Source organism: Candidatus Eisenbacteria bacterium (assembly GCA_016930695.1).
GTDB lineage: Bacteria > Orphanbacterota > Orphanbacteria > Orphanbacterales > Orphanbacteraceae > JAFGGD01.
Window position 1 is genome coordinate 63,650 of sequence record JAFGGD010000055.1, and the last position, 12,979, is coordinate 76,628.

Consider the following 12,979-nt stretch of genomic DNA (forward strand, 5'->3'; position numbering starts at 1 on the left):
AATGGGATGAACACCTCTGACGGATCGAACCGCGAGGAGAGAATCATGATCGAAAAGGATGTCATTCTGTTGAAGGAAGACGAGAACGACGATTGGTGCGCCGAGCCCGACCCGGCCGGCGTCCGGTCCGGCGACTCGGTCATCTGGAACAACACGGGGAGCCGCCCGGTGAAGATCCACGACCCTTCCGATCGACTTTTCCAGGAGGGAGAGGTGGAGATCAGCGCCGGTGAAGAGGGCCAGATGACGATCCGGAACGACTTGATCCCCGGCGAGAGCTACGCCTACGAGGTGGTGTGCGCCGAAACGGCGAGGAGCACGCCGCCGATCATGATCGTCGACCGGGACGGCGGCCACGGTTGACGCCGCCGCATAGTCGGCCCGCATCCGGCAGCCGCGCGCCGAGACCGGCGCGCGGCTACCCACCCTTCGCGCGGCTCACCGGATATTCGCTCCCCACCGAAGCGGCTCCGGTCGCCCTCCCCCCGGCGGCTCCGACCGCATTTCCGCGCGCCGTGTCCCTCCAAACGGAATCGTCAGCAAACCTTCAGGTTTTTACATTCTTTCGCGCGTAGAGTCGCCCTATGTACGGACGCGGAACATCCCCGCGCCGCCCGAGGTGCGCCCCATGAGACTCCGCTGTTTTCTGGCAGGAATGCTCGCGACCTTGATCCTTCACGGACTCTGGTCCGCGGCGCGCCGCATCGAAACCCGCCCCGCTCCTTCGCCGTCCTCTCTCACGGAAAAGACGTTGCGGGAGATCGCGCGAGAGGCTTCCGGACGGTGGGCGCCGGCCGAAACGGGGATCCGCAAGACGAATCCCCACGCGACCCTCCTCCCTAACGTCGCGGTCGGGCGCTCCCGCCCCGAAGTCTCCCCGAAATCGATTCACCAAGGCCGCGGGGGGACCCGGAAAGACCCGATTCACCAGAGTCAGGGCCCGAAAGCCTCCGGGATTCCCTTCGCGGCCGCATCGGACGGAAAGGATGTCCCTGCAGGAGGGACAAAGGCCCGAGTCCGGCGCCCTCCCGGATCGGACCGTGAAAAGAGCGCGCCGGTCGACGGCCCGGGCTCTTTCCCCGCGTCGCGCGAAAACCCCGGCGGCGATTCCTCGCGGGGAACGGTTTATCTGCGGTAGGTGGGACCGGGTGTCGTCCTTCGCGATCGGCGGGCGGGCGGGTCATCGCATCCGCTCCGCCCGCTTTCCTTTCCCGGCGAAACGGTCCGGCCGACTTCACGCGGAGACGCATGGGTAAGGAAAGAAGAGAAGAAGTGGAAGGCTTAGCGGAAATCCCTCATCAGAACGAGGTCCACCTCGAGACCTCGATATCCGGCGAAGAGAACACGCTTCCCGTCGGGGGAAACGGTCAGGCTTGACTGCACGATCCCGGAGGCTTCCGCGAGGAAATGAGACACGCCGGCGGCCGGGTCGTAGACGCCGATGCCGTTGTCCCCGCAGAAAAAGACCCGATCGCCGACGAGATCCCAGTTCCCCCAGAGACCGGCCCCCACGTCCGCGGCGGAGAGAACGACCTCCTCGGCGCCGCCGACGACGGGCATCCTCCAAAGGCCGGGCTCCCGGACTCGGCCGTAGTAGACGAATCCGCCGTCCGCCGATTCGCGCGCGCGGCTCACTTCACCCGGGATCGCGAGGCACGGCTCTTCTTCCCCGATCGCCAGCTTCCAAACGCGCCAGGCCCCGTCCCGATCGGAATCGAGATAGAGGAAGCGTCCGTCCGCGGACCAAGAGGAGGGAAGAAAAACGGTTTCACCCTGAAGCAACGTGCGGGGAACGCCGCCGTTGACGTCGACCGCGCAGACCGCTCCCGTCCCCTCTCCCGAGGAGACGAAGAAGGCGACGCGCTCCCCCTCCGGCGACCAGCAGGGCGAGAGGAGCGCCTCGCTGCGCAGTTGAGTCAACTGCACCGGGACGGTCCCGTCGGCCCGACACGCCCAAAGCTCGGGGAATCCGGTGCGGTCGGAGACGAAGGCGATTCGCGACCCGTCGGGAGAGAAACGCGGCTCGTCCTCCCATCGCGTCGACCCGATGAGCGGTTCTCCGGACACGCGCGGCTCCGGGGCGGAGAGATCGATCTCGTAAATGCTCAGATCGTACCGCGCGGATTCATATATGAGTGAAGTTCTGTCGGGAGAAACGGCGGGAAACCAGATCGAGCCGGCCTGCGTCGGAATCCCCGTCCAGGCGCCGTCCTTCAGGGAGAGCCGCCAGAGCGCGTATCTCCCCTGATGGAGGGAGGAGACGATCAGCTCCCCGTCGTCGAGCCAGGCGAGACCTTGCACGTGCCGCCGGGCGGCTCCGACGGGGGAAGCCTCGCCACCCTCGACCTCCACCGTGTGAATCCGGTGAAAACCGATCGGGTCGGCCCGCGAAAACGCCACGGTGCGGCCGTCGGGCGAGAAGGAAGCATAGAAGTCGCCTCGCGACGTGGGCGGAGGATCGGTCAGCCATTGTTTGGCGAGCGTTTCCACCGAGAAGAGGGCGGCGCGGAACGCCGTCCCGGTCGAACACTCCTCCGAAAAGACCAGGTTCCCGCCGGCCGGAGAAGCGGCGAGATTCCAGATTCCCCGCGCCGTGGCGTAAAGCGTGCGGATCTCCCCCCCGATGGCGGGAACGGAACAGATCGAAAAGACATCCGCGTCGTGACGGACGAAGTACACGGTCCGCCCGTCGGCGGACCAGACGGGGAGATTGTCGTTCGCGGTGTCCGCGGTCAGCCGGAGCGGCGTTTCCGTGTCTTTCTGTTTCACGTAGATATCGAAGTCCGACTCGTCCGGCCCGTCCCAGGCGAAGACGACCCGCGTGCCGTCCGGCGAAAAGCCGGGAGTGTACTCCTTGCCGAGATAGCTGGTGAAAGGGACCGTCTTCGGTAGGGGCGGGACTGCGCGCTCCCCGTCGCGGCCGCCGAAGAGCCACCCGAGGAGGGCCGCGGCCGCGATGATTCCCGCGATCGCGGGAAGAGCGCGGCGCTTCCACACGGTCCGGCCGGCGGAACCCGCGCCCCCCTCTTGGTCGTCCACCCACTCCACCGGAGCGATCAGGCGGTATCCGCCCTTTCGAATCGTTTCGATAATCGTGGGGGATTTAGGGTCGTCGCCCAGCATCTGCCGGAGGGACCAAACCGCGCGGGTGAGGGCTTTCTCGCCCACCACCGTCTCCCCCCAAACCGCGCCCATGAGTTCCTCTCGGGAGACCACCCGGCCGGCGTTCCGCGCCAGATGCACGAGCAAATTCATGACGCGGGGCTCGACCTGGATCGTCTCCCCTTCCGCGGCGCGGATCCGGTTCAGGTCCGGCTGGATCCACGCGCCGCCGACGCGGAAAGATCCGCCCGTCTCTTCGCCGTTCGACCCGTGGCGCGTCGTCCCGCTTTCCGTCCGAATCATCCGTTCCCCCGTGGGGCGATCGTTCAGCGAAAATCCTCGACCACCATCAGGTCCACCTCCCGCTGTTCGTACCGCGCATAGAGGAGTTCCGACCCGTCCGGAGAGATACTGATGCTGTTATTGAGCACATTCGGCGCCGGACGGAGGAAGGTCTCCTCTCTAGTCTCCGGATCGAGACGGATGAATCGGGTTTCGTCGCCGTCGCCTCGGAGAAGGTAGAGCCAATCGCCACCCACCGTCCAGTTGCTCGCGTCGAAAAATGGGGGGCCGGCGGCGCGCACCAGCGTGTCCGGTTCGCCGCCTCCGGCGGGCGCGCGGAGAATTTCGCAAGCGGGGAGGGAGAGCGTGTAGAGCCATGCGCCCTCCGGCGATTCTTCCCCCCGTATCGCCCAGACATCGGAAACGGGGCGCGCGCCGGACCCGTCGGGCCTTATCTTCCACAGCCGCCAGGCGCCGTCCCGATCGGAAGCGAGGTAGACCCACCCGCCGCTTCGGGACCAGGAAACCGCCGCGTCGTTCCCCGGACCACCGGCGAGGAAACGCGGTTTCCCCCCCTCCGCTTCGACGAGATAGGCATCCACCCCTTCCGGTCCACCCACGCTGAAGGCGAGCCACCGACCGTCGGGACTCCAAAAGGGATGGAACACGTAGGCGCCGTCGAAGAAGGTGAGCCTCACCGCCCCCTCTCCGTTTCGGTCGCACACCCAAACCTCGGGGCCGCCGCTCCGGTCGGAGATGAAAGCGATCTTCGATCCGTCCGGCGAGTGCCGGGGTTGGGAGTCCAGGCATGTCGACCGGATCAGCGGAACCGCTTGCGCCGCCGGGTCCGCGATCGGTGCGCGCATCACGTCCGCCCGGATCTCGCCGGTGGCATAGAGGAGGACCCGCCCGTCATCGGAAACCGAGGGCGCCCAGACCCGGCGATTGCGCGCCGCCATGCCGGCCATCGCCCCGGTCCGCGCGTCGACGCGCCAGAGCGTGAAGGGGCCGACCGGGGCGGCGGTGACGAGAAGCTCGTCGCCGCCGGGCATCCAGGCGAGCCCGCTCGGGAAACGGCGGCCCGTCGCCACGAGCCGTCCCTCCCCTCCGCCGACCGGCGCCGTCCGGATCCGATAGAAGCCGATGGCGTTCATGCGGATGAAGGCGAGCCGTCCCCCGTCGGGCGAAAACTCCGGGAAGAGATCGGAGGAGGCGCCCGGCTCCGGCCGGACCGGTTCGAGGAGGTCGCCCGTATCGAGAGTGAGCACGCGGAGGCGGTAGGCGTGGGTTTCGGCGTCCCAAACCGAGAAGGCGATCCGCTCCCCGTCGGGGGACCAGTCCGGGTCGCGCAGCGGCGATGCCGACGCGTGGAGAACCCGGGGATCCCCCCCGCGTGCGGGAATCACCAGAAGCCGGTTGGAGTCTTCGGCCGCCCGGACGAAGAGAACCGAGTCCCCGCCGGGGGACCAGCAGGGGAAGGCGTCGTCCTCCGGACCCCCGGTCAGCCGCGCCGGCTCCGGGGCGTCCATATCCTTTACGTATAGATCGTATCCGTTTCCGTCTTCGTCGTCGCGCGAGAACGCCACCCGCCGTCCCTCCGGCGAGAGGGCGGGGAAGAGTTCCTTTCCGGGATAACTGGTGACGGGAACCCCTTCGAGAAAGACGCCGCCCCGGGGGGCGCTTCGTTTCGGATCGTGCCGAACGAAGAGGATCGCGGCGACCACGGCGGCCAGGGCGAAGAGAAGCGCCGGCGCGAGAAATCGGGTCCGGCGGGCGCGTACCCGTCCCGTGGGCGCCTTTCCGTCCCCGACGGGGGCGATCAGGCGATAGCCCCCTTTGCGGATCGTCTCCACGTAACGGGGATGCTTGGGATCGTCTCCGAGCGCTTCACGGAGCGCCCAGACGGCGCGGTGGATCGAGTTCTCGCCGACGACGACGCCGTCCCAGACGGTGTCGATCAGCTCCCGCCGGGAGATTACCCGGCCCGGCCGCGAAGCGAGATGCGCCAAGAGACACATCACCCGCGGCTCGACGGTCACGACCGTGTCGCCGCGCCGGAGCGCGCTCCCCTCCGGATCGACCATCCAGTCGCCGACGCGGAAACCGCCCGCCCCCTTCGCGCCGGTCGGTTCGCTCATCGCCGCGCCCGGCGACGGGGACCCCGCGCGCCCGCGCTTATATCCGTTCGAGCAACCCGGTACGGGCGTTGAACCGTTCGATCGCTTCGTCCCATGCGTCCACCTTGGCGAACTGCGACGCCCAGTAATCGTCGTCGTGCCACTGGGCGTCCAACTCCTCCACCGTCTTCCCCTGCTGCTCGATCCAGGTGAAATACTTGAGATTGTGCATACGCTTTTTGTCGTAGTGGGACAGCTCGATCATGTAGTCCGTGCCGAGCCCGAGCATGCCCCCCTCGTAGGCGACCGCCGCGTCCCGAGACGTGAAAGCGCCGTGGCGTTCCCGCTCCTCGCGGATCCGGGACCCGTACATCTCCATCGAATCGGTGGCGACCGTGAAGACCAGGTCCCTTTCGTTCATCTCGTAATACTTCGCCATCTTCACGGCGCCCATCAGGTTGGCGATGGAGGAGATGCCGAGCAGGTCGAGCTTCGCCGCCAGCTCCGGATCGACCTTCCGTTCCTCGACGAGCCAACGCTTTCCCTCTTCCTCGTTGAAGAGTCGCATGAGCCGTATGTTGGGACGGTCGTCGATCCCGGCGACCATGTCCATGTTCTTCAGATTGTGGATCCAGGGGACGTGCTTGTCGCCGATCCCCTCGATCCGGTGGCCGCCGTAGCCGTTGAAGAGAAGGGTGGGGCACTGGAGCGCTTCGCCGGCGCAAACGGCGAGACGCGGATGGATCTCGCGGAGATACTCGGCCGAGCCGAGCGTCCCCGCCGAGCCCTGCGTGAGGAAGAGTGCGCGGAAGCGGTCCCCCGGACGGGAGACGGCGGCGAAGACCTCCTCCATCGCCGGACCGGTGACGGCGTAGTGCCAGAGCGGGTTGCCGATCTCGCTGAACTGGTTCAGGTTGACGATCGATTCGCCCCGCTCCGCGAGCAGCTCCTTCGCCTTGTCGTAGATCTCCTTGACGTTACTCTCACAGCCGGGCGTGGCGAATACCTCGGCGCCCACCTCGCGCAGCCAATCGAATCGTTCCCGCGACATCTCCTCCGGCAGGACGGCGATGGATTCGCAACCGAGGAGGCGCGAATCGTAGGCGCCCCCGCGACAGTAGTTCCCGGTGGAGGGCCAGAGCGCCTTCTGGCGGGTCGGGTCGAAACGGCCGGTGACCAGCTTCTCCACGAGCGGCCCGAATGTGGCGCCCACTTTGTGCGACCCGGTGGGGAAGTACTTGCCGATCAGCATCAGTATCCGCGCGCGCACACCGGTCAGCTCCCGCGGCAGCTCGATGAAATTGACGCCGCCGAACCCGCCCCCCTTCGACACCGGCTCGTTCTTCCAGGTGATCCGGAAAAGATTGAGCGAATCGATGTCCCAGAGGCCGATCCCGCGCAGCTTCTCCCGAATCTTCTCCGGGACGAGGGAGGGATCCCGCATCTGCTTGTAGGTCGGGATGATGATCCCCCGCTCCCGGCACCGCTCGACCGTTCGCTCGAGCACTTCCTCGTTCACGCGTTCCCAATCCGCGTTCATATTCCCTCTCCTCCGTTCTCGGCCGCTTCCCGCGGCGGGCGGGCGGCCGGCAATCGTATCGTAAGTATAAGTAAGTGATTATCCTACGGCTCCGGTTTCTTGTCCAGCCCCCCATCGGAGCCGCCGGAGCGGGGCGGGGCGGAGTGTTTAACCGCTTGATTTGGCGGCGACTATCTGCGATAATTATTATGTATTCGATGACAGCCTCTCCTCCCGTCGCGTACTCCCCCGCAGGAAAAGGAAAACGCGCGGCTCCACCTTTACGGCCCGGGTGGAACCCGCGATGCATCGCCGGCCGATTCAGGGAGACCCCGACATGAAACGTGCCCCGCTCATCCCGATCGCGCTTCTCGCCCTCTGCCTGCTTGCCTGGGCCGCGCCCGCCGCCGTCCAAGCGCGCGACGCCACGCCGCCGACGAGTTATCTGATCCGCCTGGCGGACGAATCGGCGATTCGCACGGCGACCATGCCCGCCGTGGACGAAGCCGCCTATCGGGCGGAAGACGCGCGGATGTTGGAAGATGATCCCGACACGCCGCCCCGCTTCGCCGCCGCCATCGCCGTCTCCCTCACGCCGCAAAACGACGGCACCTGGGAGACACTGGACGACGGATCGCGTGTCTGGCGTCTCCGCGTGGTCTCCGCGGGCGCCCGCTCTCTCAACTTCGGTCTCGTTCCTTTCCGTGTTCCCGAGGGAGCGATGCTTCACGTATACGGCAAGAATCGGGACGAGTTCGCGGGCCCCTACCAGACGGAACACGCGGTGGAGGGCGAGCTGTGGACGCCGATCATCCGGGGCGACGAGGCGACCCTCGAACTCTTCCTCCCCGCCGGCGCCGCCTTCGAGCCGGAGATCGTCGTCTCGCAGGTAGGCCACGACTATGTCGGCTTCGCCCAAATGGCGATGGATAAAATCCGTCAGGGGTCGTGCAACAACGATGTGATCTGCCCCGAAGGGGATCCCTGGCGCGACGAGATCGCTTCGGTGGGCGTCTATATGCGGTCGGGCCAGTGGTATTGCACCGGCCAGATGCTGAACAGCGTCACCGACGACGACCCACCTCCCTACTTCCTCACCGCCTATCACTGCGGCATCAGCACGTCCAACGATCAGACCGTCGTCGTCTACTGGAACTTCGAATCCCCCGTTTGCGGGATGCTGAACGGCGGTTCCCTCTCGGACCACCAGTCCGGGTCATTGCTGCGCGCCCGCTACTCCTCGTCGGACTTCTGCCTGATCGAGCTTTCGGCGGATCCGGACACCTCCTTCCACGTTTTCTATTCCGGATGGGACGCCACAGGATCGGCGGTAAGCAGCTGCACCGCCATCCACCATCCGCAGTGTGAAGAGAAGATGATCAGCTTCAACACCGACGCATTGACGGTGACTTCCTATCTGTACAACACCGTCCCCGGTGACGGAACCCATTGGCGGGTAGACGATTGGGAGGACGGCACCACCGAAGGCGGCAGCTCCGGCTCCGGCATCTGGGACCCCAGCCACCGTCTGGTCGGCCAGCTCCACGGCGGCTACGCCTCCTGCACTTCCCTCACCTCCGATTGGTACGGCCGTCTCTCCGTCTCCTGGAACGGCGGCGGGTCCAGCGCGAACCGCCTCCGCGACTGGCTCGATCCGAACAGCACGAACACCCGCGTGCTGGACGGCATCGACCCGAACGCGATCGACACGGGAGTGGAGACCGCCCACGGCGTCGCCCCTTCCCGTTTCTCGTTGCAGCCGAACACGCCGAACCCGTTCAACCCGACCACGCAAATCCGCTTCACCATTCCGGAAGGGAACGGCAAGCAGTCGGTCTCTCTGGTCGTTTATGACGCGTCGGGGCGCAAGATCCGCACCCTCGTGAACGGTCCGGAGGCGCCCGGCCTTCACACCGTGGAATGGAACGGCACGGACGACCGCGGCGGGGACGTCGCGAGCGGCGTGTACTTCTGCCGGCTTCTCTCGGGCGAGCGGAGCGAGACGCGGCGTCTCGTGCTCGTCCGGTAACGCACCCCCCATCCTCCCCAAAAGAAGAAGCCCGGGGCACGTACCCCGGGCTTCTCGTTTTACTCGCGCGCGCGATCGCGCCTCGCGACTCCCTAGAGGATGATCACCGAGTCGTCGGTGCCGTGCGTGTTGGGAAGGTACTTGTCCGCGGACCAATCGTTCTCCCACTTCTTGCCGTCCAGCAGATAGCGGAAGCGATACTCCCTCCCCGGCTTCAGGGAGACGTCGAGACTGAAGCCGCCGTCCTTGCGGCGCTTCATCGGGTGCTTTTTGGGGTCCCATTCATTGAATTCCCCGCACAGGCTGGCCTTCTTCGCCTCCACCTGCGGGGGCAACTCAAAGGTGACACGGCAGGACTTTCCGGTGGGTGTGTATTTTTTCTTCATCCCTTTTTCCTCCATACATGCGGTGATGGGTTCCGCATCGTTGTTCGATCTCCAATGTAACACGAACCGGGGCATCCTACCACGGCGAGACGGGGCGTCAAAGCCCTCGAACCAAAAATCAATCCCTCCCCATCCGCGCGCATCCGAAACACCGCCTTGTAATTTACTATATGGCAATGAGTTTGGTTTGCGGCCCGCCCGGGAGGGAGGCTACCGGCCGAAAAGACGGTCGGTGTCGACGGAAAGGGAGAACGCGTGTCGTGCCACGGCCGGAATATCAACCGCCCGGGGAGCCTCCGCGTAATCATAGCGGAATCCGAAGGGAAGGAACTCCTCGAGGGCGATTCCATAGCCGCGGGTGTCTTCTTGAATCCCCGCTTCCGGGTCGTCCACTCTCCCCCAACGGTAGGAAAAGGCGCGGAAGAGGCGGAATTCGATTCCTTCGCGTTCGACGGCATCCCCGCTCGACAGATCCTTTCCCCTCTCCCAACCGAGGAGGACCTCCAGGGAGAGGAACCTCCCGTCGGTGAGACCACCCGACTCCCCCGCTTCGACCCCGAAGCGGAATCCGCCCCCGACGTGCACTTGCCGGGGGAGTTCCTCGGGCCGGCCCACCGGGTAGTCGGCCACGCCGGCGCCCCCCAGATGAAGCCGGGACGCCCCGACGATCGGATTCCGGTAGACGAGAACGCTCTCCGGGGAACGATTCCCGGAGATCGCATCGCGTCCGAAGCGGAAGGGACCGGCCGGGGCGCCGTCCGGCACGGCCTCCACGCAGGGTGGGGAGAGCCGAAGAAGAGCGGCGAGAAGAAGCGGGCCGGAAACGGGTTGATCGACGCGGCCACCATTCCATTCCTTCAGGGATCGTTCGTCATAACGGAAACGACGGGCGTTCGAACAAATTCTCTTTTAAGGAATCGGGAGGTCGGGGCGGGTCCGGCCGCAAACGAGAGAGGGAGAGGAGGTGACGAAGACGCGGGGGGCGAAGATGCTCGATCATGATGCGAGGGACGCGCCCCCCGCGTGGGTATCGCGATCAGCCCGCGGCGTGCCCGGCGCTCCCTCCGTGCCAGCGGCCCCGAATCGCCTTCCAAAAGACCAGCTCATAGATCGCGGAGAGCCCGACAACGACGTAGATCACGCGGGCGACCGGGGCGGCGGCTCCGCCGAAGATCGCCGCGACCAGGTTGAAATGGAAGAGGCCGACCAGACCCCAGTTCAACCCGCCGACGATGAGGAGCAGAGCGATGACTACATCTAAAGTTTTCATCGTCATTCTCCTTTCCGTCCCCTTCGAGGGGGACAAATGAGACAGACGGCCGCTTTTCCCGCTCGCCTCATCCGCGACAATTCACGAGCGGAAACCGCGACCTCTTGGGGGGTAGAATGGACTCCCCCCGACCACCGAGGGAAGAAGGAACGGGGAAACGCCCCCCCTTCCGCCCTTCGATCACCCGGCGGTCTCTTTTAAGCCTACACCGATCCGAGTGTCCGGCAAGAAAAATACGCGGGCGGATCGATGTCGCGCCGCGGAGAAAAGAATCGCGGAAGCGGCCGGGCGTCGTGCCGAACGGCTTGGCGGCCGCGAACCGAGCGGAGGCGGGCGGCACGACGGAAAGGGGCGGTCTCACCCGATTTTCCCTGGATGCTTGGCCTCCGGGGCCCGCCGGTGCTACTCTATTAGGAAGGAAATGGGACGAAAACAAAAAGAAACACACCCGCCTTGTGGCGGGGGGAGACCCCTTCGATGAAAGACAACGACAAACAAGAGCCCGGAGAGAGCCGGCATCCGGACCCGGAAAGCACACAGGAACCCCAGAACGCCCTCCCCCCCATCCGCGTCGAGGAACTCCCCGAGCATCTCCGCCACGCCGTGGAGCGCGTCGGCTGGAAGGAACTGACCCCGGTCCAGGCCAAGGCGATTCCCTATCTCATCCAGGGAAGGGATCTGATGGTCCAGAGCCGGACCGGAACGGGCAAGACCGGCGCCTTCCTGTTGTCGATCCTGAACCAGGTCGACACGAATCTCGCCGCCTGCCAGGCGCTGGTCCTCACGCCGACCCGCGAGCTGGCCCGACAGGTCACCGCCGACGCGGAGGAGCTGGGCCTCCCCGAGGCGGGGGTTCGGACCGTCGCCGTCTACGGCGGCACGCGCTACGGCCCCCAGCTGGAGGCGTTCCAGAAAGGCGCGCACCTCGTGATCGGCACGCCGGGACGCGTCCTGGATCACCTCGTCCGACGCTCCCTCACCCTGGACAAGCTCCGCGTACTCGTCCTCGACGAGGCGGACCGGATGCTCTCCATGGGATTCTGGCCGGACATGAAGGAGCTGAAACGTCATCTCCCGAATCGACGGAACAGTTACCTTTTCAGCGCCACATATCCGCGCACCGTCTTCGCCCTCGCCGAACAGTTTCTCCGGGAGCCGGAGTTTCTCTCCCTCAGCCGGGACGGCGAGTATGTCGCCGCCACGCGCCACATCTTCTACGAGGTTCCGCGCATGGAGAAGGACCGGGCGATCGTCCGGATCATCGAGGTGGAGAACCCGGACTCGGCGATTATTTTCTGTAACACCAAGGCGAACGTCAGCCTCGTCGCCACCGTGCTCGGCCGCTTCGGGTACGATGCGGACCAACTGAGCAGCGACCTCACCCAGAACGCCAGGGACCGAGTCCTGGCGCGGGTGTACGAGAAAAAGCTCCGTTTCCTCGTCGCCACCGACGTGGCCGCGCGGGGAATCGATATCGAACGCCTGAGCCACGTCTTCCTCTACGACTTCCCGGAGGACCGGGAGTCCTACATCCACCGGACCGGACGCACCGGGCGCGCCGGCGAGGGAGGTACGGCGGTCTCCCTGGTGGACGTGCTCGAGCGCGTGGAGCTGAAGGGCGTGGCCCGCGACTACGGCATCGAGATGGAGAGGCGCGCCTTGCCCACGGACGAAGACGTGCAGGCGACCGTCGGCGAGAGAACCACGGCGCTTCTCGAGGCGCGGCTCCGAAACCTGGACCGTCTGGTCCGGGAGCGGATGGAGAGAATGATGCCGCTGGCGCGACGCCTGGTGGAGGCGGAGGAGACGGAGGTCTTCGCCATGCTTCTCGACGAATACTATCAGGCGATGCTTCCCGACTCCTTCGAGCTTCCGGACGCGCCGAAAAAGGAGCGTGACGAGGGGCGGGACCGGAGTCGCGGCGGCGGAGAGGAGAAAGAGCCGCGACGCGACTCTCGACCGGCGGCGCGCTCCCGGCGGAGCAGCGGCCGTCGCAGGAGGCGCTGAACCGCGCAGCGCCCATTGAGTGCCGGATATCGTTTCATACCTTTTCCCTCTCCCTTTCGGTACCGAATACCGAGAGGGATGCCCCGTTCGCCCTCCTTCCCCACGCCGTGCCCTAAAGGGAGACCGGTGCGAGAACCCTCACCCTCTCCAGCCATCCTCTCCGCCTCCTCTTCGGAGGGGCGACCCTCCCTTCCGCCGCCGGTCTCCCTCTCGGGGCCGTCTCGACTCGCCGGGCACCCACCGGAGCCCGCCTCCGTCGAGGTGATA

The 12,979-nt window shown here is 66.0% G+C and carries 9 protein-coding genes; 3 read left to right on the forward strand and 6 right to left on the reverse strand.

Going from position 1 to position 12,979, the window contains the following annotated elements; all coding sequences use genetic code 11:
* The first annotated feature begins 45 nt into the window (after positions 1-45).
* The gene (locus tag JW958_13450) at positions 46-363 is read left to right on the forward strand and encodes a hypothetical protein (protein ID MBN1827258.1); all 318 of its coding nucleotides are present in this window, start codon (positions 46-48) and stop codon (positions 361-363) included.
* A 918-nt stretch (positions 364-1,281) separates the two neighbouring features.
* On the opposite strand, the gene JW958_13455 is transcribed toward JW958_13450, so the two are convergent.
* Genes JW958_13455 through JW958_13465 form a run of 3 tightly spaced genes read right to left on the reverse strand, consistent with a single transcriptional unit; the run spans position 1,282 to position 7,041 of the window.
* The gene (locus JW958_13455) at positions 1,282-3,405 is read right to left on the reverse strand and encodes a PD40 domain-containing protein (GenBank protein ID MBN1827259.1); all 2,124 of its coding nucleotides are present in this window, start codon (positions 3,403-3,405) and stop codon (positions 1,282-1,284) included.
* Between the two features lie 23 nt (positions 3,406-3,428).
* The gene (locus tag JW958_13460) at positions 3,429-5,522 is read right to left on the reverse strand and encodes a PD40 domain-containing protein (protein ID MBN1827260.1); all 2,094 of its coding nucleotides are present in this window, start codon (positions 5,520-5,522) and stop codon (positions 3,429-3,431) included.
* A 37-nt stretch (positions 5,523-5,559) separates the two neighbouring features.
* Positions 5,560-7,041 carry a pyridoxal-phosphate dependent enzyme gene (locus JW958_13465; protein ID MBN1827261.1) on the reverse strand — a complete coding sequence of 494 codons (1,482 nt, stop codon included), beginning with the start codon at positions 7,039-7,041 and terminating at the stop codon, positions 5,560-5,562.
* 316 nt (positions 7,042-7,357) lie between these two features.
* On the opposite strand from JW958_13465, the gene JW958_13470 reads away from it, so the two are divergent.
* On the forward strand, positions 7,358-9,049 hold the full coding sequence (locus JW958_13470; GenBank protein MBN1827262.1) for a T9SS type A sorting domain-containing protein: 1,692 nt from the start codon (positions 7,358-7,360) through the stop codon (positions 9,047-9,049).
* Between the two features lie 92 nt (positions 9,050-9,141).
* Here the strand turns inward: JW958_13470 and JW958_13475 are convergent, their stop codons facing one another.
* From JW958_13475 to JW958_13485, 3 genes are all read right to left on the reverse strand, one after another.
* Positions 9,142-9,435, reverse strand: coding sequence for an isoamylase early set domain-containing protein (locus tag JW958_13475; GenBank protein ID MBN1827263.1), 294 nt, complete (start codon positions 9,433-9,435; stop codon positions 9,142-9,144).
* A 210-nt stretch (positions 9,436-9,645) separates the two neighbouring features.
* Positions 9,646-10,200, reverse strand: a complete 555-nt coding sequence (locus JW958_13480; GenBank protein ID MBN1827264.1) for a hypothetical protein — start codon at positions 10,198-10,200, stop codon at positions 9,646-9,648.
* A gap of 271 nt (positions 10,201-10,471) precedes the next feature.
* Complete coding sequence (locus JW958_13485; GenBank protein ID MBN1827265.1) at positions 10,472-10,705, reverse strand: DUF378 domain-containing protein; 234 nt, start codon at positions 10,703-10,705, stop codon at positions 10,472-10,474.
* 477 nt (positions 10,706-11,182) lie between these two features.
* Here JW958_13485 and JW958_13490 point away from each other — a divergent pair, with 477 nt between their 5' ends.
* On the forward strand, positions 11,183-12,712 hold the full coding sequence (locus JW958_13490) for a DEAD/DEAH box helicase (GenBank protein ID MBN1827266.1): 1,530 nt from the start codon (positions 11,183-11,185) through the stop codon (positions 12,710-12,712).
* Positions 12,713-12,979 lie beyond the last annotated feature (267 nt).

Excerpts from the sequence above, each read along its gene's own strand:
- JW958_13450 (MBN1827258.1), top strand. The coding sequence starts at position 46 with ATGATCGAAAAGGATGTCATTCTGTTGAAGGAAGACGAGAACGACGAT.
- JW958_13455 (MBN1827259.1), bottom strand. The coding sequence starts at position 3,405 with ATGATTCGGACGGAAAGCGGGACGACGCGCCACGGGTCGAACGGCGAA.
- JW958_13460 (MBN1827260.1), bottom strand. The coding sequence starts at position 5,522 with ATGAGCGAACCGACCGGCGCGAAGGGGGCGGGCGGTTTCCGCGTCGGC.
- JW958_13465 (MBN1827261.1), bottom strand. The coding sequence starts at position 7,041 with ATGAACGCGGATTGGGAACGCGTGAACGAGGAAGTGCTCGAGCGAACG.
- JW958_13470 (MBN1827262.1), top strand. The coding sequence starts at position 7,358 with ATGAAACGTGCCCCGCTCATCCCGATCGCGCTTCTCGCCCTCTGCCTG.
- JW958_13475 (MBN1827263.1), bottom strand. The coding sequence starts at position 9,435 with ATGAAGAAAAAATACACACCCACCGGAAAGTCCTGCCGTGTCACCTTT.
- JW958_13485 (MBN1827265.1), bottom strand. The coding sequence starts at position 10,705 with ATGAAAACTTTAGATGTAGTCATCGCTCTGCTCCTCATCGTCGGCGGG.
- JW958_13490 (MBN1827266.1), top strand. The coding sequence starts at position 11,183 with ATGAAAGACAACGACAAACAAGAGCCCGGAGAGAGCCGGCATCCGGAC.